13 protein-coding genes are annotated in these 19,934 nt (G+C 74.4%); 2 read left to right on the plus strand and 11 right to left on the minus strand.

Features of this window, described 5'->3' with window-relative positions; translation table 11 throughout:
• Positions 1-28: 28 nt before the first annotated feature.
• Both NRP21_RS08180 and NRP21_RS08185 read right to left on the minus strand, forming a co-directional pair.
• Positions 29-7,498: a type I polyketide synthase gene (locus NRP21_RS08180; RefSeq protein WP_257715689.1), complete on the minus strand. Its 7,470-nt coding sequence runs from the start codon at positions 7,496-7,498 to the stop codon at positions 29-31.
• Complete coding sequence (locus tag NRP21_RS08185) at positions 7,495-8,853, minus strand: glycosyltransferase family 4 protein (RefSeq protein WP_257715690.1); 1,359 nt, start codon at positions 8,851-8,853, stop codon at positions 7,495-7,497. Before NRP21_RS08185 ends, NRP21_RS08180 begins: the two co-directional genes overlap by 4 nt.
• A gap of 342 nt (positions 8,854-9,195) precedes the next feature.
• Between NRP21_RS08185 and NRP21_RS08190 the strand changes: the two genes are divergently transcribed.
• Positions 9,196-9,966, plus strand: coding sequence for an SDR family NAD(P)-dependent oxidoreductase (locus tag NRP21_RS08190; RefSeq protein ID WP_257715691.1), 771 nt, complete (start codon positions 9,196-9,198; stop codon positions 9,964-9,966).
• Between the two features lies 1 nt (position 9,967).
• On the opposite strand, the gene NRP21_RS08195 is transcribed toward NRP21_RS08190, so the two are convergent.
• Positions 9,968-11,167: a 4-hydroxybenzoate 3-monooxygenase gene (locus tag NRP21_RS08195; protein WP_257715692.1), complete on the minus strand. Its 1,200-nt coding sequence runs from the start codon at positions 11,165-11,167 to the stop codon at positions 9,968-9,970.
• Between the two features lie 133 nt (positions 11,168-11,300).
• Here NRP21_RS08195 and NRP21_RS08200 point away from each other — a divergent pair, with 133 nt between their 5' ends.
• On the plus strand, positions 11,301-12,110 hold the full coding sequence (locus NRP21_RS08200; RefSeq protein WP_257715693.1) for an enoyl-CoA hydratase/isomerase family protein: 810 nt from the start codon (positions 11,301-11,303) through the stop codon (positions 12,108-12,110).
• Here NRP21_RS08200 and NRP21_RS08205 read toward each other — a convergent pair whose 3' ends face one another.
• From NRP21_RS08205 to fabZ, 8 genes are all read right to left on the minus strand, one after another.
• On the minus strand, positions 12,111-12,818 hold the full coding sequence (locus NRP21_RS08205; RefSeq protein WP_257715694.1) for an SDR family oxidoreductase: 708 nt from the start codon (positions 12,816-12,818) through the stop codon (positions 12,111-12,113). It lies immediately after the preceding gene.
• A gap of 50 nt (positions 12,819-12,868) precedes the next feature.
• Entirely contained in the window at positions 12,869-14,938 is a 2,070-nt protein-coding gene (locus NRP21_RS08210) for a methyl-accepting chemotaxis protein (RefSeq protein WP_257715695.1), read from the minus strand.
• 66 nt (positions 14,939-15,004) lie between these two features.
• The gene (locus NRP21_RS08215; RefSeq protein WP_257715696.1) at positions 15,005-15,877 is read right to left on the minus strand and encodes a DUF697 domain-containing protein; all 873 of its coding nucleotides are present in this window, start codon (positions 15,875-15,877) and stop codon (positions 15,005-15,007) included.
• Positions 15,878-15,907: 30 nt separating this feature from the next.
• A complete protein-coding gene (locus NRP21_RS08220; protein WP_257715697.1) occupies positions 15,908-17,314 on the minus strand; it encodes a YcjX family protein in 1,407 nt (468 codons plus the stop codon).
• Between the two features lie 13 nt (positions 17,315-17,327).
• Positions 17,328-17,720 (minus strand): lactoylglutathione lyase, encoded by a 393-nt coding sequence (gene gloA / locus NRP21_RS08225; RefSeq protein ID WP_408639614.1) that lies wholly within the window; start codon positions 17,718-17,720, stop codon positions 17,328-17,330.
• A 23-nt stretch (positions 17,721-17,743) separates the two neighbouring features.
• Entirely contained in the window at positions 17,744-18,604 is an 861-nt protein-coding gene (locus tag NRP21_RS08230) for an LpxI family protein (protein WP_257715699.1), read from the minus strand.
• Between the two features lie 5 nt (positions 18,605-18,609).
• Entirely contained in the window at positions 18,610-19,443 is an 834-nt protein-coding gene (gene lpxA / locus NRP21_RS08235) for an acyl-ACP--UDP-N-acetylglucosamine O-acyltransferase (protein WP_257715700.1), read from the minus strand.
• A gap of 2 nt (positions 19,444-19,445) precedes the next feature.
• Entirely contained in the window at positions 19,446-19,934 is a 489-nt protein-coding gene (gene fabZ, locus NRP21_RS08240; RefSeq protein WP_257715701.1) for a 3-hydroxyacyl-ACP dehydratase FabZ, read from the minus strand.

Raw genomic sequence — 19,934 nt, forward strand, 5'->3', positions numbered from 1 at the left:
CATGACGGGCAGTCCCGGCCGGGCCAATTTAGGTGGCGCCCGCCTTGTCCGGTAGGGTCGCCGCATCGGCCGGCGTGGGCTCCGGCGTCAGCGTGTCGGGGCCGGGCCCGGCCGAGCCCGGCTCGAAGTGGCCGAGGAGGGAGTCCAGCTGGGCCTCCCGCGCCCCGCCGGACAGGCCCTCCACCATGCGCGCGGCCAGGCCCGCCACGGTGAGGTCCTCCGTCACGGCGGAAAGGGGCACGGCCATGCCGAGCCGCGCCTCCAGCGCCCCGCGCAGCTCCAACCCGCCAAGGCTGTCTAGGCCGAGGCGCGCCACGGGCACGTCGGCGCCGATGCTCTCGGGCGGCAGGCGCAGGATCCGGCCCAGCTCCTCCGCGCCGATGCGGGTCAGCAGGGCCTGGGCCTCCGCCGGGGGCAGCGCCATGAGGTGGACGCGCATGTCGGCGATGTCGGCGTCCGTCTCCTCCGCCCGGCCGCGCAGGGCGGCGAAGGCGGGCTCGCGCAGCACCGGCAGGGCCGCGCCCGCGCGCTTCCAGGCCACGCGGGCGAGGGAGACGACGGGGTGGCCCGCGGCGATGAGGCCGGGCAGGGTGTCCAGCGCCTCGCGCGCCGCCATCGGCTCCACGCCCAGGCGGCGGGCGAGGGTGCGGGCCGTCTCGGCCTCCCGCGCCAGGATGCCGGCATCGGCGATGGGGCCCCAGCCGACGGCGAGCGCTGGGCGGCCCCGCGCGCGGCGGCGGCGGGCCAGGGCCTCCAGCGCCGCGTTGGCGGCCACGTAGTTCGCCTGGCCGGGATTGCCGAAGGCCGTGGTGGCCGAGGAGAAAAGGAGGAAGAGGTCCAGCGGGTCCTCGGCCGTCAGCCGGTCCAGGTTCTCCGCCGCCACGAGCTTTGGGGCGAGGAGGGCGGCGAAGCGGGCGGCATCCATGGAGCCGGCCGCGCCGTCGTCGAAGACGGTCGCGGCGTGGACCACGCCGGTGAGGGGGCCTTCCTCCCTCAGCTCCGTCAGCAGGGCGGCGAGGGCGGGGCGGCTGGAGACGTCCACCGCGTGCAGGCTGGCCCGCGCGCCGAGGGCGGCCAGCGCCGTCACGGCCTCCCCCGCGCCCGGCGTGGCCGGGCCGCGGCGGGAGACGAGGGCGAGGCGCTGCGCCCCGTGGGCCGCCAGCCACTTGGCGCATTCCAGCCCGAAGCCTGAGGTACCGCCCGTGACGAGGATCGTGCCGCCGCGCCGGGGCGACCAGGCGGCGGGGCGCGGCCCCTCCTCGCGCGGGGGCAGCACGATGATCTTGCCGATATGGCCGCTGGCCTGGAGGAGCCGGAAGGCGCCCTCCGCGTCCTCCGCCGCGCGGCGGGCATAGGGCAGGGGCCGGAAATCGCCGGAGGCGAGGCGGCCGCGGATGGATTCCAGCAGTCGCGCCGCCTCGGCGGGCCGGGCCTTGGGCAGCTGGTCCACGTCCACGCCGAAATAGGTGACGTTGCGGCGGAAGGGGCGCACGGCGATGCGCCGGTCCTCCGCATAGTCGCGCTTGCCGAGCTCGATGAAGCGGCCGAAGGGCTTCACCAGGGCGATGGAGCGCTCCATCGCCTCCCCCGCGAGCGAGTTCAGGACCACGTCCACGCCGTCCGGCCAGTGGCGGCGAAGTGCGTCGTCGAAGCCGCTGGCGCGGCTGTCCAGCACGAGGTCGGCGCCGGCCGCGCGCAGGAAGGCGCGCTTGGCCTCCGTGCCTGCCGTCATCGCCACCTGGGCGCCGGAGGCCTGGGCCACCTGCAGGGCGGCGAGCCCCACCGCGCCGGCACCGCCATGGATCAGTACGCGCTCACCGGGCGCGATCCCCGCGCAGGTCTCCAGCGCGTAGACGGCGGTGAGGAAGGCGACGGGGATGGTGGCGGCGGCGGTGGAGGTCAGCCCCTCCGGGATCGGGGCCAGCGCCTCGGCGCGGGTGAGGACCTGGCCAGCCAGGGCCCGCGGGGCGAAGCCGAACACGCGGGTGCCGGAATGGAAGGGCACGCCGGGCCCGGCCTCCATCACCACGCCCGCGCACTCCATGCCGAGGCCGGCGCCGGCGAAGCCGTCCTTCAGCGTCTCCTCCGGCAGCAGGCCCTGGGCCCACATCAGGTCGCGGAAGTTCAGCCCGGCGGCTTCCACGCGCACCCGCACCTCGCCGGGGCCGGGGGCGGGCAGGGGCTCCATCGGCTCCCAGGCGAGGGAGGCGAGGGCGCCGGGCTGGCGCACCGCCAGCCTTGCCGCCGGGCCGGGCTGGGGCGGGCGGCAGGCCTGGCCATGGAGAGATCCGTGCACCAAGCCCTCCTGAGCGATGCGCGGCACGCGGCGGCTGGAGAGGCCGAGCAGGATCTCCGGCTCCGCATTCGGCGACAGCAGCTCCGGCAGGAGGCGGTGGGCGGCGGCGGCGGGGGCCAGGGCGGCGTCCACCAGGATGCGCCGGGGCGCCAGTTCCGGCATCTCGTTGGCCAGGACCCGGCCGAGGGCGCGCACGGCCTCGGCCGCCGCGGCGGTCCCGTTGCCCTGGGCGACGAGGGTGAAGCCCGCGCTGGCGCCCGAGGCGACGGCCGCCAGCTTCACGATGCCGGCGAGGCTGGTAGCGAGAGGCGCCGCCTCGGCCGGGCCGGCCGGGTTGGTGACGGCGACCACCGACGCGCCCCGCAGCGCGCGGGGCGGCAGGGCGGAGGCGTCCTCCAGCCGGTGGCTTTCCACCACGGCGCCCGCCTTGGAGAGGGCGGCGGCCAGCGCCTCGCCCAGCGGCGCGGCGCCCGCATCGGGAAGGAGGATGAGGCGCTGCCCCGACCGGGCAGCCGGGATGACGGGGGCCGGGGCGGGGCGCTGGGCCGCGATGAGGAGGGCGGGCCATGGCGAGGACCGGAGCGGCTCCGCCCGCGGCGCGGACCATCCCTCCGCGGCCAGGATGTCGCGCCATGCGGCGGCGTTCGGCAGGGCGGGGAGGGACCAGCTGTGCGGAGCCTGGCCGCGCACGAAGTCCACCACGCGGCCAGGCACCGGCTCCACCATCAGGAGGGTGCCGCCCTCGGCCAGGGCGGCGGCGAGGCCGGGCAGGACGCCGGTGCCGGCCTCCCCGCTGAGGCCGGGGTGCAGGCCGACGACGAGGTCGGCGACGACGGGCGGCGGGGCGCCGGTGGCGGGGTTCCAGTCCACCGTCACCACTTCCGCCATGGACTGGGCGGGCGGGGCGGGGCGGGTCTCGCCCGCCAGCAGGTGCAGGACGCGGCGGCCGGAGCGGACGAGGCCCGCCGAGAGGTGGCGGGTGAGGGCGGCGGGGCCCAGATCGAGCACGCGCAGCGGCCGGTCGGCCGGCCAGGCCGCGGCGATCGCGGCGGCGGCATCGGCCACCACCTGGGCCAGCCGGTCGAAGGCGCCCGATTCCTCGGGCAGCCGGGAGCGGACGGCATCCTGCGGCAGGTGGCCCGCCAGGGCATCGGGCAGCCGCTCCGCTGCCTGCGCGATCATGGCCAGGTCCTGGGCCAGGGCGGGCCGCTCGATGAGGATGGAGCGCCAGATGTCCTCGGGCGCCGGCAGGTCCCCGGTGGGCAGCAGGCGCCAGCCCCCGCCCTCGGCGGCCGCGAGGCCGTCCTCCTCCAGCGCGCGCAGCATCGAGACGGCATAGGGGGTGGAAGGCTGGATCACGCCGTCCCCACCGGCCGCGAAGGCGCGGGCGGTGGCGGAGGCGACATAGCCCTCCAGCAGCAGCGCGTACTCGGAAAGGTCGAGGGATTCGTCGCGCGTGCCGGCGGCCACCAGGGCGAGGTCCAGCGCGCGGCCCTGGTCGGGGGCGGGCAGGAAGGGGTCGAGGGCGGGCTGATCCTCCAGCCGGAAGGCGGAGGCCTCCGCGGCCTCGGCCCGGCCCAGCCGGGCGCGCTGGAACCAGACCCCTTCCGCCACCGCCACGGCACGGCCGGCCGTGTCGCCGAGAACCAGCCGGGCCTCCGCCGCGCGGCTGCCTGCATGGGTGAGGGCGAGGGCGGCGCGGGTGGCCGGGGCGGCGCCCCGGCGCAGCACCAGCCGCTCGAAGCGGACCGGGACCAGCGCGTCACCGGGGACTTCGCCCAGGCGCTCCATGCCGTGGCCGTCCCTGGCGCGGTCCATGGCGCCGCGGTCGGTCAGCAGGCCGATCAGGCCCTGCATCGCGCCGTCCAGCCGCACGGGGTGGAGGAGGAAGTCGTCATCCTCCGGAGCCTCGGCCGGCAGGTCCAGCGCGACCTCCGCCGCACCGCCCCTGGGATCGAGGAGGACATGCTGGACCGGGCGGAAGGCCGGGCCGTAGTCCAGGCCGCAGCGGGCGGCCACGGCGTGCAGCGCGGGCTCGGCGACCTGTCGGCCGCCCTCCGGCGCGTGGGGGAGCTCCGGCAAGGCCTCCGCCGTCGCCGGGCGCAGCAGGCCGCGGGCGTGCAGGGACCAGGCCTCGCCGCTCATCCGGCGGCGGGATTCCAGGCGGAAGGTGCCGTCATCGGCCAGGCGGAAGCGGACTTCCTGGCTGCCGCCCTCCCGGTCCCCGGGCGGCACGGGCAGGGGGCGCAGGATCTGGAAGGCCGAAAGCTCCAGCGCCTCCGCCTCCGGGAAGCGGCGGGCGGCGGCGGCGAGCGCCATCTCCGCCATTCCGGCGGCGGGCATCACCGCCTCCTCGCCCAGCCGGTGGTCGGCCAGCCAGGGCAGCAGCGCGGCGTCCACCTGGCGGGTCCAGTGGGCAAAGCCCTCCGCCGGGTCGGAATCCCGACGGAAGCCGAGCAGCGGGTGGTCCAGCACGGGGTCGTGCAGCCGATGGGATTCCGGGGTGGCCGGGAACCAGTGGCGCCGGCGGACATAGGGGGTGGGCGGCAGGCCGCGCCGCCGCGCCGGGCCCGCATAGGCGGCCGCCCCGCGCGGATCGGCGCCCATGGCCGCGGCGCGATCAGCGATGCCGGGAATGGGATTGCCCGGCGCGTCGCGCTTGGAGAGGCTGGCGAGGATCGGCGCCTCCGCCTTCGCGGCGCGCAGCGCCTCCCGCAGGTAGGATTGCAGGATGGGGTGGGCGCCGATCTCGATCACTGGCCGCGCACCGCGCCGCCCGGCCTCGGCCGCCGCATCGGCGAAGCGCACGGGGGCGCGCAGGTTGCGCCACCAGTAGCCGGCGTCCGCCGGCTCCTCCAGCAGGGCGCCGGTGACGGTGGAGAGGAAGGGCAGGCGCGGGGCGGCGGGGCGCAGCCCGGCCAGGGATTCGCGCAGCACCCCCTCCACCTCGTCCATGGCGGCGGAGTGGAAGGCGTAGTCCAGGTCCAGCGGGATGACCGTGTGCCGGTCCCGCTTCGCGGCGGCGACGAGGCGGGCGATGGCCTCCGCGGGGCCGGCGACGGTGAGGGCGCGGGGCGCGTTGCGGGCGGCGATCTCCAGCCCCGGCCCGCATTCGGCGAGGAGGGGCAGCGCCTCCTCCTCGGAGGTGTTGAGGGCGGCCATGCGGCCCTTGCCCCGCGTGCGCGCCTGGGCGGCGGAGCGGGCGACGATGAGGCGGGCGGCCGCGGGCATGTCCAGGATGCCGGCCGCGAGCGCCGCGGCCACCTCGCCCACGGAGTGGCCGAGCACGAGGGAGGGGACGATGCCCTCCTCCGCCAGGGCGGCGACGAGCCCGTGCTGCACGGCGAAGAGGGCGGGCTGGGCGACATCGGTGGCGGCCAGGGCCTCGGCGGTCAGGCCATCGGCCAGGGCGGCGGCGACGGACCAGCCCAGGTGCGGGGCCAGCTCGGCATCCGCCGCCTCCACCGCCTGCCGGAAGGGGCGGGAATGGGCCATCGCCTCCCGCGCCATGCCCGGGAACTGGGATCCGTTGCCGGAGAAGGCGAAGGCGGGGCCGGGGCCCGGTGCCGCCGGCGCGGTGCCTTGGATCCCGGCGGGCTCGCCCTCCGCGAAGGAATCGAGCCCATCGGCGAGGGCGGCGGCGTCGCCGCGCAGCACCAGGCGGTGGGGATGCAGGTCGCGGTGGCGGGCCAGGCCGCGCAGCAGCGCGGGGGCGGCCTCCGGCGCGGCGCGCAGGGCGGCGGACCAGGCGCGGGCGGCGACCGGCAGTGCCTCGGAGGAGCGGGCGGAGAGAATGAGGGGCGGGAGGGAGGCTCCCTCTGGCGCCGCCGGCGCGCCGGGCCGGGCGCGGGCGGCCCGCTTCGCCTCGGGCGGCGCGGCGAGCATGAGGGAGGCATTGGTGCCGCCGAAGCCGAAGGAGTTCACCCCGATCACGGGCGCGCGGCCCGGCAGCGGCTCCGGCGCCACCGGCACGCGGATGTTGAGGGTGGCGAAGTCGATCTTCGGGTTCGGGTCCCCGAAGTGCAGGTTCGGCGGGATCACCCGCCTCTCCAGCATCAGCAGGGCCTTGATGAGCCCGGCCATGCCGGAGGCGGTCTCCAGGTGGCCGATGTTGGACTTCACCGAGCCGACGGGCAGCGGGGCCTCTCGTCCGCCCGCCGCCAGCACGCCCCCGATGGCGCTGGCCTCCACCGGGTCGCCCGCCTGGGTGCCGGTGCCGTGCGCCTCGAAGTAGCTCACCTCGGCCGGGGAGAGGCCGGCCTCGTCCAGGACGCGGCGGATCAGGGCGGCCTGGGCCTGCGGGTCGGGCAGGGAGAGGCCGATGGAGCGGCCCACCGCGTTCACCCCGGCGGCGAGGATGACGCCGCGGATCTCGTCCCCGTCCGCCAGCGCGGCCGGGAGGGGCTTGAGCACGACCATGCCCGCGCCCTCGCCGCGCACGTAGCCGTCCGCCATCGCGGAGAAAACGTGGCAGCGCCCGCTGGGTGAGAGCATGGAGGCACGGGAGAAGCCGGTGAAGGCGTAGGGCGAGAGGAGGAGCTGCACGCCGCCCACCAGCGCCGCCTCCACCCGCCCGGCGCGCAGCGCGTCCACGGCGTGGGCGAGGGCGACGAGGGAGGAGGAGCAGGCGGTGTCGATCGTCTGCGCCCCGCCGCGCAGGTCGAAGACGTTGGTGATCCGGTTCCCCAGGATGGAGAGGGTGTTGCCGGTCATGAAGTAGCGGTCGGCGCCCGAGGGGTCCGACAGGCGCAGCTCGGCGTAGTCGGTGGAGGAGCCGCCGACGAAGACCCCGATCTCCCGCCCGGCGACGGAGGCGGCGGGCCAGCCCGCATCCTCCAGCGCCTCGGACGCCACCTCCAGCAGCAGGCGCTGCTGCGGGTCCGCCTCCGCCACCTCCCGCGGGGAGAGGCCGAAATGCGCGGGATCGAAGCCGGAGATGTCGCCGAGATGGCCGGCGGCGAAGGTGTAGGACCGGCCGGGCTCGCTGCGGTTGGGGTGGTAGAACCACTCCTGGCTGAAGCGGCCCGCGGGCAGGGTGGAGACGGCATCCCGCCCCTCGGCGAGGAGGGACCAGAAGGAGTCCAGGTTCGGGCCGCCGGGAAAGCGGCAGGCGGCGCCGACCACCGCGATCGGCTCCCCACCCGCGGGCCGCCTGGCGCCCCTGCTGCTTTCCAGGGGGCGGGGCGGTTGCTTGCGGTTCACGTCGGGCCCGTGGTGCGGGAGTGGTTGAGAGCGGCCCGGGGGCGCACCGCGCGCGGGCGCAGCCAGGCCGGCAGGGTGGCCCGGAGGAAGTGGGCGCGCTTCGAGCGGCGGGTCAGGTGCGCCAGCACCTCGTCCACCCGGGCGAAGTGCTCGTCCCAGCGCGGCGCGCGCCAGCCGGAGAGGCGGGAGAGCTGGTCCGCGCGGGCCGGGCTGTCCGGGCGCATGTAGTCGAGTATCGCGGCCCGCCAGGAGACGCCGTCCAGCGGGTCCAGGTAGTCCGGCACCTCGCCGCCGACCTCGCGCAGGGCGGGCAGGTCGGAGCAGATGGCGGGAACGCCCAGCGCCAGCGCCTCGGCCAGCGGCAGGCCGTAGCCTTCCGCGAAGGACGGGAAGAGGAGGGCGCGGGCGCCGCGCAGGATCTCCCACACCTCGCGGTCCGGCACCTGGCCGACCTCGCGCACCGTGCCGCGGAGCGCGTCGCAGCGCTCCAGGATGTCCACCACGTTCTCGTTCTCCCAGCCGCGGCGGCCGACGACGAGGAGGTGGGGCGTGCGCTGGCCCATGCGCCGGGCCAGGTCTCGCCAGAGGTGGAGAAGCAGGAGGTGGTTCTTGCGCGGCTCGATGGTGCCGAGCACGACGAAGTAGGGCTCCGCCGGCAGGGCGGGGGCCGGGGCCGGGGGCGGCTCGATCCCCAGGGGGGCCACCATGACGGGCGGCGGGATCTCCCGCACCCGCAGGTGGGGGCGCAGCGCCGCCTCCGTGTCGGCGGAGTTGACGATGATGGCGTCCGCCAGCGCCGCGGTGGTGGCGATGCGCCGGAGGTGCCGCTCCGCCTGGCCGGGGCGGGCGTATTCCGGGTGGGTCGCGGGGATCAGGTCGTGGATCAGAGGGACGAAGGCGCAGCCCGCGTCGCGCATCAGCTGGATCGGCCGGTCCCGCTCCAGGGCGCGGTGGGAGACGAGGAGGAAGACCTTCGGATCCGGCTGCCGGAGGCGCCGGACCAGCTCCCGCTGGCCGAGCCCGGCCATGACGCGCCAGCGGAGGCTGGCGGAGAGCCGGCGGGCACGGGTGGCCGCTCCGCCGCCCGGATCATTGTGCCCCCAGGCGCGCGCGAGGATGGCCACGTAGCCGACCACGGCGCGCCAGGGCAGGGCCACGTAATCGCCCGCCAGGGCCTGGGCGACGAAGGTGCAGCTCCCCTCCGGCATGGCCGCCCAGCGGCGGGCATAGGCCATTTCGACCCGGTCGATCCCGGATGGAGCGACCTTCCCGCTGCAGGCGAGCAGGCGGGAGATGTCGAGCACGATATGATGCGCCGCATGCGGCGGCCGATCCGCCGGTCGGACCTCGGGCATTGAGATTTCCTGACCGTACGGCACCCGCATGTCCTGTCCGAGGGCGTTATGCACTTACTACAACTTTTACGCGAGAAGCCACAGCCCCTGTCGGCTGACGCTGCCGAAGCACCGCAGAGGAAGGTTCGCGACGAGGTCTTAGACTTCATCAAGGCGGATTTCAGGCAGCGGCGTATGATCCTTTACCGGGGGCAGTTCAACTCTTTGTGAGTAATCTCGTTATTTTGCCGTTTTGTTTTTGCTTCCCATCGTTCGAGCCGCCGCTCGAGGGTGCCTCGGGCCAGCCCTGGCGGCGCGCGACGTCACGGGCCATCCTAGTTCCCGCCCATGAGGAAAGCACGAATGGCGGACGCGGCAGAACGGCGAATCCTCATCACCGGGGCATCCAGCGGGATCGGTGCGGCGACGGCGCGGGCCATGGCGGGGCCGGGCACGGCGATCGCGGTGCATTGCCGGGGCAACCGGGCCGGGGCCGAGGCCGTGGCGGCCGATCTGCGCGCCGGCGGGGCGAGGGCCCTGGTGCTGATGGGCGACCTGACGGAGCCGGAGACGCCCGCGCGGCTGGTGGCGGAGGCCGTGGTGGCTTTCGGCGGGCTGGAGGTGGTGGTGGCCAATGCGGGCTTCGCCGACCGCACCCAGATGGGCGCGATGACGGATGAGGGCTTCGCCCGCAGCGCCGACACCATCCTCTGGGGTTTCATGCGGCTGGCGCGGGCGGCGGGCCCGCACCTGCTGCGCGCCGGAGAGGCGGGGGGCGGGGCGCGGATGGTCGCCGTCTCCTCCTTCGTGGCGCACCTGTTCCGCACGGACGCCGCGACCTTCCCCGCCAGCGCGGCGGCGAAGGCGGGCGTGGAAGCCCTGGTGCGGTCGCTAGCGATCGAGTGGGCGCCGCATGTCACGGTGAACACCGTGGTGCCGGGCTTCACCCAAAAGGACCCGGGAACCCATGTGGCGCTGGAGGCGCCGGCCTGGGAGGCGATCCTGGCCCGGATCCCGCTGCGGCGCCTGGGCCAGCCGGCGGACGTGGCGGCGGCGGTGGCCTTCCTGGCCGGGCCGGGCGGCGCCTACATCACCGGGCAGGCACTGCACGTCAGCGGCGGCGTGGTGATCTAGGTCAGGCCTCCAGGGGCAGGCCGACGTAGTTCTCGGCCAGGGCCGCCTGGGCATTGCGGGAGCCGGCTAGGAAGTCCAGGTCGGCCATGCGGATGCGCTGCTCGAAAGGACTCTCGGCCGCGTCCACGTGCAGCATGGTGGTCATCATCCAGCTGAAGCGCTCAGCCTTCCAGACCCGGCGCAGGGCGGTGGCGGGGTAGGAGTCCAGGCCGGACTCGTCGTTGCGGCGGATCGCGGCTTCCAACGCGCGGGAGAGGACGAGGACATCGGCCACTGCCAGGTTGAGGCCCTTGGCGCCGGTGGGCGGGACGATGTGGGCGGCATCGCCGGCCAGGAAGAGACGGCCGTGGCGCATCGTCTCGCAGACGAAGCTGCGGAGGGGGATGATGCCCTTCTGGAAGATCTGTCCCTCCGCCAGCCTCCAGCTGCCGGCCGTCTCGAGGCGGCGGTGGAGCGCGGCCCAGATGCGCTCGTCCGGCCAGTTGGCGATGTCGTCGCGCGGGTCGCACTGGATGTAGAGGCGCTGGATTTCCGGCGTGCGGGTGGTGAGGAGCGCGAAGCCCTCCTCGTGCCGGGCGTAGATCAGCTCGTGCCAGGAGAGGGGGGCATGGGCGAGGACGCCGAGCCAGCCGAAGGGGTAGGTGCGGTCGTACTCCCGGCGGTCCGCAGCGGGGATGGCGCGGCGGCCGGGGCCATGAAAGCCGTCGGCGCCGACGACGTAGTCGCAGGCCAACTCGTCCGGCGTGCCGTCCGGGTGGCGGAAGGTGATCCGTGGCCGGTCCGTGTCGATGTCCTGGAACGCGGTCTCGGAGACGCCGAAATGGATGGTGCCGCCATCGGCCAGGCGGGGAGCGATGAGGTCGATCAGGACCTCGTGCTGGGGATAGAGGGTGACGCGCTTGCCGCCGGTGAGCTCCGCCAGGGGCAGGTGGAAGCGCGTGGCACCGTACTGCAGGGTGATGCCGTCATGCGCGTGGCCCTCCTGCGCCATGCGGTCGCCCAGGCCCATGTCGCGCATCAGCTCCGTCACCCAGTGCTCCAGCAAGCCGGCGCGGATCGTGCCCTCCACCGCCTCGCGCGTGCGGTTCTCCACGATGACGCTCTCGATGCCCGCGCGGTGGAGGAGATGGGCGAGGAAAAGGCCGGCGGGGCCGCAGCCGACGATTCCGACCTGGGTGCGCGTGGCGTTCCGCTGGGACATTCCGGACCTGTGGTTCTGGCTTGGACGATCGTTGGATATCGAACCATTCCCCGCCGCGGCAAGGGAGGGCGGGGCCAGCTTGCGGGGGCGGGGGCGGCGCGGCAAGACGGGGGCAAGGCATGGAGGAGCGCCGATGAGCGACGAGAGCCCGCTTCTGGTGACGCGGCAGGGCGGCGTGGTGCGGGCGGTGCTGAACCGGCCGGCGCGGCGCAACGCGCTGAACGGAGCGCTCTCCGCGGCGCTGGATTCGCTGCTGGCGGAGATGAGGGGCGACCGGGCGGGGAGGGTGCTCGTTCTCTCCGGCGCGGGCGGGCATTTCTGCGCGGGGCTGGACCTGGGCGAGGTGGGCGGCGAGACGGGAACGCCGGAGCAGCGCATGGCGGCGCAGCTGGAGCGGAACCGGGCGATCGGGGCGCGCTTCGCGGCAATCGCGGCGCTGCCGCAGGTGGTGATCGCCGCCGTGCAGGGATCGGCCTTCGCGGGCGGGCTGGGCTTCGTCTGCGCGGCCGATATCGCCTTCGCCAGCGGGGATGCGCGCTTCGCGGCGCCGGAGGCGCGGCGCGGGCTGGTGGCGGCGCAGATCCTGCCCTGGATTGTCCGGCGCACCGGCCGCAGCCAAGCGGCACGGATGGTGCTGCAGGGCCATGTGCTGGACGCGGCGGAGGCCGGGCGGATCGGGCTGGTGCATCAGGTGGCGGCGGACGCTGCGGCGCTGGACGCGCTGGTAGAGGCGACGGTGGAGGACGTGCTGCAGGGCGCGCCGGGGGCGCTGGCGGAGACGAAGGCGATGCTGGCCGCGCTGGGTGGCGCGGTGCCGGATGGCTATGCGGAGGCCGGGGCGCAATCCTTCGCCCGCTGCGCCGCGAGCGGCGAGGCGAATGAGGGGATTGCTGCCTTCAAGGAGCGGCGCGCGCCGGCCTGGCTGGCGACCCAGAGCGAGTAGCTACTCCTCGTAGATCATCTTCCGGGTCATCCCGCCGTCGCTGATGAACTCGGCGCCGGTGACGAAGCGACTCTCCGGGCCCAGCAGCCAGGCAGCGAGGGACGCGATGTCGGCGGGGGTGCCCACGCGGCCGGCAGGGTGTTGGGCGTGGTCGCTCTCGCTCAGCTTCTCATCCCGCACGTTGATCCAGCCGGGGGAGATGACGTTCGCGCGCACATCCGGGCCGAGGCTGATGGCAAGGGCGTGGGTGAGGGCGAGAAGGCCGCCCTTGCTGGCGGAATAGCTCTCCGTGTTCGGCTCCGACTGGTGGGCGCGGGTGGAGGCCATGGTGACGATGGCGCCCTTCGCCTGGCGCAGCAGTGATTCCGCCGCGCGGGCCAGCAGGAAGGTGCTCGTGAGGTTGGTGGCGATGACGCGGGACCACTCCTCCAGCGTCAGTTCGCGGATCGGCTTGCGGATCATGATGCCGGCGTTGCAGACGAGGCCATCCAGGCGGGCTTCGTTGGTGGCGATGCTGTCCACCAGGGCACCGACGGCGGCTTCATCGGAAATGTCGGCCCTGACGTGCCGGGCGGCAATATCAGGGCCGTTAGGGTCGGTGTCGGCGGTGACGACGTGCCAGCCATCGGCAGCGAGGCGGCGTGCGATGCCCTCGCCAATGCCCTTCGAGCCGCCTGTGACCAGCGCGACCCGCTTTCCTTCCGCCATGAATCCGCCCTCCGCCGTGCCGGGTGGCAACGCGGAGGGCAGGGCCGGGTTCAGGCCGCGCGGACCTCTGCGACGAACTGTGCGACGGTGTCGTTGAGGCGCTCGGCCTGTCCGGCGAGGTCGGAGGCGGCCGAGAGCACCTGGCCGGCGGCCGCCCCCGTCTCCGTCGAGCCGCGGCTGACATCGGCGATGTTCACCGTCACCGCCTCGGTGGCCCGCGCCGTCTCCTGCACCGTGCGGGCGATCTCGCCGGTGGCCGCACTCTGCTCCTCTACCGCCGCGGCGATGGCCACCGCGATCCCGCTCACCTCCTCGATCGTCCGCCCGATCCCCCCGATCGCCACCACCGCCTGGTCCGTCGCGGCCTGGATGCCCGCGATCTGCGCCCCGATCTCCTCGGTGGCCTTCGCCGTCTGCGAGGCCAGCGTCTTCACCTCCGAGGCCACCACCGCAAAGCCCCGACCCGCCTCGCCGGCGCGCGCCGCCTCGATCGTCGCGTTCAGCGCCAGCAGGTTCGTCTGCCCCGCGATGTCCGTGATCAGCCGCACCACGTCCCCGATCCGGGCCGCGCCTTCGGCCAGCGCCTGCACCGTCCCGTCGGTGCGCCGCGCATCCTCCACCGCCCGGCCTGCGGCCGCGGTCGCCTGGGCCACCTGGCGGCTGATCTCGCCGATGGAGGCCGTCAGCTGCTCGGCGGCAGCCGCCACCGTCTGCACGCCCCCGCTCGCCTCCCCCGCCGCCGCGACCACCCGGTCCGCCCGCAGGCTCGTGCCCTCGGCCGTGCCGGTCATGCCGCGGGCCGTCGCCTCCAGCTCCGTGCTCGCGGCCGAGAGGGTGCGCACCATCTCCCCCGCTCGCCCCTCAAACCCGCGCACCAGCGTCTCCAGCCCCGCCGCGCGCGCCTCGCGATGCGCGCGGGACGCCTCCGCCTCGGTTTCAAGCCGGCGCTGGGCGACGGAGTTCACCCGCAGTACCTCGATGGCCTCGGCCATCTCGCCCACCTCGTCCGCGCGGCCACGGTGCGGAAGCTCGGTCTCGATCTCACCCGCCGCGATCCGGCCCACGCCGCCCGTCAGTTCCCGGACCGGGCGTACCAGCCGCCGCAGCAGCAGCCAGACCCCGCCAGCAGCCACGCCCAGGGCAAGAAGCGCCATGGCGAGGCTGAGGATGAGACGCGTGCGGGCACCTGACGCGCTTACGTCGCCCACCTCAACGGCCGCATCCAGCGCCGCGTCGCGCAGGGGAAGCACGGTCTTCAGGGCAGGCACGGTCCATTGCCGGAATTCCGCACTGCTTCCTGGCCAGGCGGGCGTCCCCTGCCGGCCGAAGGAGGCCGCGGCGGCAGCATCCAGGTAGGCGCGGTAGCGCGGCTCCACCCCGTCCATATGCTCGCTCTGCGCCACCGACAGGGCTCGGAGCACGGCCGGATTGCCAACGGCCTGCGCCAGTCGCCGTGCCGTTTCCAGCGCCAGCTCCGCCCGCCCGGTCAGGCGCTGCCCGTCGGCCAGGCCAGCGGCCGTCACGGGCTGCCCGGCGAGCCAAGCGTTGATCAGCAGGCTACGCGTGCCCTTGTCCATGCGCGCCGTCATCACCTCGCGCGCGATCTCGGCCAACCCGGCTGCGGCAGGAGCGTCCTGCCCGATGCGCCGCTCGGCGTCTCGCGCCACGCCGTCCAGCCCGTCCAGCATCGCTGCGCGATCGGCCATGATGTCGGCCACGAGCTTCGGGTCACCCTCCCGGCCGTTGCGGGCCGCCATCTCGGCCACGCGGCGGCGCAGCGCCTCCAGCCTGCGGATCGAGGCGTCGATCGCCTCCGCGGAAAGGCCCTCGGCCAGCACGTCGCGCCGGGTGGCCTGCAGCAACGCATCGCTCTCGCGGGCACCGGCCTGCAGCCCGGCGGCGTCCGCCACGCCCGTGCGCGCAGCGGCGCTCAGGTCGCCGGCCTCGACGCCCAGCGCGGTCATGCCGCGCAGCGCGCCGCTCAGGACGCGGGTGGAGTAGGTGGCACGCTCCGCCCTCTCCCAGTTGGTCCAGGCCGTCCAGGAGGTCCAGCCGAGGCCCGCCAGCCCCGGCAGGGCCACGGCGGCGACTCCGGCAAGCAGAAGGGTGCGGATGCGCATGGTCTCTCCTCCGATGCGTGCGCAGCCTACGCGGCGGAGGTTACAGGGCGGTAAACCGCGTCCGGATCAGCCCCTCGGCAGGATTCGGCAGGCCGCCGCGGCGGCGCGGGCAAGCGTGATCAACCGCCGCGCGGCCACCGCACCCGTCGCCGCCTCCCCGACCACATGGCCGACCAGCGGGTTGGAAACGATGGCGCGCACCGCCGTGTCGGTCGCCACCTCCGTCGCCGCCACCGTCGCCGCGTCGAAGGCGGTGCGGCGCAGGAGGGACGCGGTGGCGGCGATGCCCGGCCGCATCCCGTGCAGTGCGGCCACCTGCCGCACCAGGCGCAGCCCGCGCCAGCCGATCACCAGGGCGTCCAGCGCCGGGGCGGGGCTGATCGCCGTAGCCGCGAAGCCCTGCACCGCCGCCAGCCGCCCGAGGGCTCGGGATTCCTCCTCCAGCGCCGCCAGCGGCCCGCTCTCCAGCAGGGCGCGCAACGCGGGAAGGTCGGGCGCCTCCCGAAGGGCGGGAAGGAAGGGCTCCGCGATGGGGATCGGCGCGGCCCATTCCAGGCAGCGCGCCCGCGCGGCCTCCAGGTCGCCCCTCGCGAAGGCGGCGCGGGCGGCATCCACTGTCCTCAGCCGGAACAGGGCGCCGAACTCGCGCACCACGGCCCAGAGGATCGCACCGAAGCCGCCCAGCGCAATCGCCAAGGTCAGCCAGCCGAGCGGGGCCGAGCGCGCGAACTGCTCCGCCACGTAGTTAGCAGCGGCCAGCGCCGCGAAGCCGAGGATGAGGGTGGCAACCCCGATGGCCAGGAGCGACAGGGTGGAGATCCCGGCCGAGGGAAGGGCGACCGGTGCCGTGCCCTCCTCCCATCCATGGTCCAGCCGCACGGCGGCGCCGGCCTCCTCCTCGAGGAGGATGCGGGGCGGGCGGGGGGCGGTCTCGCTCATGCCCGGGCATATGGCCCGGCAGCGATCCGTTTACAGCGCGTCGCCGAGCAGCGCCTGAAGCAGCGAATCCAGCCCGAGATGTGGCACGCCACCGCGCCCGTTGGCTTCCAGGCCCGGCGGGCGGAAGACCGGCATCTCGAAATAGGCGGCGTTCCAGAAGCTCTCCGGCGGACGGCGGGCAGGCACCAGGCCGGGGTCCACCGTGGCCCAGCGCCCGTTTTCCAGCAGGATGCCGCGTACGGCAGGGGAAGGCCGGCCCTCGTGCAGCGCCGTCGCTTCCTCGGTGCAGCGGATCGAGGCGACGGGGTGCACCGTGACGGCGGCGCCCGCGAGCTCTGCCCGGCGGCGCGGCGCGTCCACGAGGTCGGAGAGGAGGGAGGCGAGGCTGTCGCGGCTCACTTCCGGCACGTGGTCCGCCTTGGTCGCGGCGAATGCCACCCGCGCGATGCCACCGCCGGTCAACAGGTCCAGCCAGCCGCGGCCGTAGCGCAGCGTGGCGGAGATGGCGGCCAGGGCCTCCGCCGTGTCCTCGAACGCCTCCCGCCCAGCGTGCAGCGCCCCCAACACGTCCACCAGCACCACCTGTCGGTCGAAGCGGCGGAAGACCGGGTCGAGGAAGCGGTCCCGCTGGTCGCGCAAATAGGCCTCGTGGCGGCGCTCCATCAGCTCGCCCAGGGGCGAGGAGCGAGCGGCCTCCGGCATGGGGAAGAACCAGAGGACCGGGGCATCGCCGCCCGGGCCGGGGTTGAGGAAACGGCCGGGCTGAAGGAACCGCAGCCCTAGCTCGTCCCGCGCGGTGAGGAGGAAGCGGCGATACAGGGCGTGGCCGCGACGGGCCAGGGAGTCCTCGGCGGGCGCCGTTGGGGGAAGGGCCTTGGCGAAGGCCAGGAACTCGGCGGCCGGTGCGGCGCGGAGGCCGCGGCCCAGGCGGGCCAAGGTCTCGTCCGACCACTCGCCGAAGCCCTGCCCGAACATCGGCAGGTCCAGCAGCCACTCGCCGGGATAGTCCAACAGGTCCAGCGTCACCTCCCGGTCCGGCAGGACCTGGCCGTAGAAGCCGCTGCGCCGAAGGGTGAGCGCGAGGGAGAGGGTGGAGAGGTCCTCCGTCCGCGCCGGCCAGCGCGGCGGATCGGCCGCCAGCGCGGCCAGGTGCGCCTCGGCGTCGAAGCGGGGCGTCGCCTCCACGCCCGGCGGGATCGCGCGGGCGGCGCGCAGGCGCCCATCGGTCGCCGCCAGCCCCGGCAGGGTACGGCGCCCAATTCCTACCCCCTGGCCCGCCGCCACGAGGTTGGCGACGAGGGAGGTGAGGAACACCGTCTTCCCGGCGCGGGAGAGGCCGGTGACCGCCAGGCGCACCCTTTCCCGCCCCGCAAGCGCCAGCGCCGCCTCCCCGCTCCGGGTGGCGACGTCGGCGATCAGGCGGAGCGGGTCGGGCATCACGCGTGCGGCGTCAGGTGCGCTGGATCAGCTCGATCTTGTAGCCGTCCGGATCCTCGACGAAGGCGATGATCGTCGTGCCGTGCTTCAGCGGCCCGGCCTCGCGAACCACCTTGCCGCCCTGCGCCTTGATGCGCTCGCAGGCGGCGTAGACGTCCGGCACGCCGATGGCGAGATGGCCGAAGGCCGTGCCGATCTCGTACTTCTCCACGCCGTAGTTGTAGGTCAGCTCGATCTCGCCGAAGCCTTCCTTGTTGCCCTCCCCGTAGCCGACGAAGGCCAGGGTGTACTTGCCGGCGGGCACGTCGTTCCGGCGCAGCTCCCGCATGCCGAACATCTGCGTGTAGAACTGGATGCTGCGCTCCAGGTCGCCGACCCGGATCATGGTGTGAAGGAACTTGCCCATCGGCTGGAAGGTCGGTGCGTCGCTCATATGGCGGCTCCTGCTGCTGCCGGCCCCACATGGTCATCGGGACGGATGGCGAGAAGGAACAATCCGGCGGAATCCGCCTTCGCAACCATTACGTCACGGTCCACCAGCAGCGCCCCGTTCGCCTCGAAGGCGATGCCCGCTAGGCCGGCGGCCGCCGCGCCCTCCACCGTGCGCGGGCCGAGGGCGGGCATGTCCACCTCGCGGTCCTGGCCGGGCTTCACGAGCTTCACGAGGACTCCGCGAGGGCCTTCCCGCCGTAGCCCGCCGGCGCGGGCCAGCATGGCGTCCGTGCCCTCGATTGCCTCGACCGCCAGGACGAGGCCCTGCTGGACCACGGCGCCCTGCCCCACATCGGCCGCGCCGAGCGCGCGCACCACCTCCACGCCCCGGCGAATGTCGGCCAGGGCGCCCGCGTCGGGTCCTACGCGCGTCAGCAGGCCGGGCGGGGTCTGCGCCTCCTGCAGGAAGCGGGTGGGGCCGATCGGCTCGAACCCCTCCTCCCGCATTACCTGGCGCAGCGCCGAGAGAAGGGAGTCGTCGCCGCCGAAGGCTTTCATGCCGATGCGGGCCAGGAACTTCGCTCCCTTGGCGTCCGGCCGGAGGGAGAGGAGGGAGGGACGCTTCACATGGCCGACGAGAACGAGCTGTCGCGCCCCGCTGGCCTTTACCCAGTCGAACGCCGCCCCCGCGGCGCCCAGCCGGAAGACCATCGTCTTTTCCCCCGCCCAGTCAGCGGGGTTGGCGAAGCCTTCCAGCAGCACGGCCACGAAGGGGCGGCCCGTGGCGCGGCACGCCGCGGCCACGCGCAGCGGCATCTCGCCGCCACCCGCGATGATGGCGACAGGCTCCTGCGACACGGGAATCAGGCCGCCTCGGCCTCGGCCGAGTCATCGGCCTGGCGGCCGGCGCGCATCAGGCCACGGCGGCTGGGCGCTTCGATGAAGGCCAGCACCTCAGCCACCTGGGGCTGCGCGCCCTGGTCCTGCGCCACCAGCGCCATCCGCGCTTCGAAGGTGCCGCGCCCCAGGAAAAGGCTGCGGTAGGCCAGGCGCAGCCCGTTGATCGCCTCCCGTCCGAAGCCGCGGCGCTTGAGGCCGATCAGGTTCAGCCCGATCAGGCGGGCGCGGTTGCCCATGCAGGAGCCGAAGGGGATCACGTCCCGCTCAACCCCGCTCATCCCGCCGATCACGGCCTGCCGCCCGATGCGGACGGACTGGTGGACCGCCGTGCCGCCGCCGACGAAGACGTTATCCCCGATATGGACGTGGCCGCCGAGCATGACGTTGTTCGCCAGGATCACCTTGTCCGCCAGCTGGCAGTCGTGGCCGACATGGGCCACGCACATGATGAGGCACTCCGCGCCGATGCGCGTGATCCCCTCGCCGCCCACGCTGCCGCGGTGCACCGTGGCGTGCTCGCGGATGATGGTGCGAGGGCCGACCTCCACGCGGGTCGGCTCGCCATGGTACTTCAGGTCCTGGGGCGGCAGCCCGACCGAGGCGAAGGGCAGGATCTGCACGCCCTCGCCGAGGGTGGTGTGGCCGTCCAGCACCGCGTGGGCGCCGACTTGCACGCCTTCGGCCAGCACGACATCCGCGCCGACGGTGGCGTAAGGGCCGACTACGGCGCTGTCCGCAATGGTCGCGCCGGGCGCGACAATCGCGGTCGGGTGGATGTTCGGTCCAGTGGCGGGCAAGGTCAGCTGTCCAGGATCATGGCGGCGTAGGTGGCCTCGGCGACGACGACGCCGTCCACCTTCGCTTCGGCAGAGAACTTCCAGACGTTCCCGCGCTGCCGCTCCTTCGTCACGTGCACGCGCATCTGGTCGCCGGGCACCACGGGCTTCCTGAACTTCGCGCCCTCCACGGACATGAAGTAGACCAGCTTGCCGCGGGCATCGGGGCCGAGCGTCTCCACCACCAGCACGCCCGCGGTCTGGGCCATGCTCTCGATGATCATCACGCCAGGGAAGACGGGGTGGCGGGGAAAGTGGCCCTGGAAGACCTGTTCGTTGATAGAGACGTTCTTGATGCCGGTGCAGCTCTGCCCCGGCACGAAGTCGACCACGCGATCCACCAGCAGGAAGGGGTAGCGATGCGGAATCGCCTGCATAATCCGCTCGATGTCGAGAGTGGTGAGGGTTTCGCCCCCTGCGCTCTCCGGCGCCTTGTCTTCGCTATCCGCCAT

It is taken from the genome of Roseomonas populi (assembly GCF_024594815.1).
Taxonomy (GTDB): Bacteria; Pseudomonadota; Alphaproteobacteria; order Acetobacterales; family Acetobacteraceae; genus Roseomonas; species Roseomonas populi.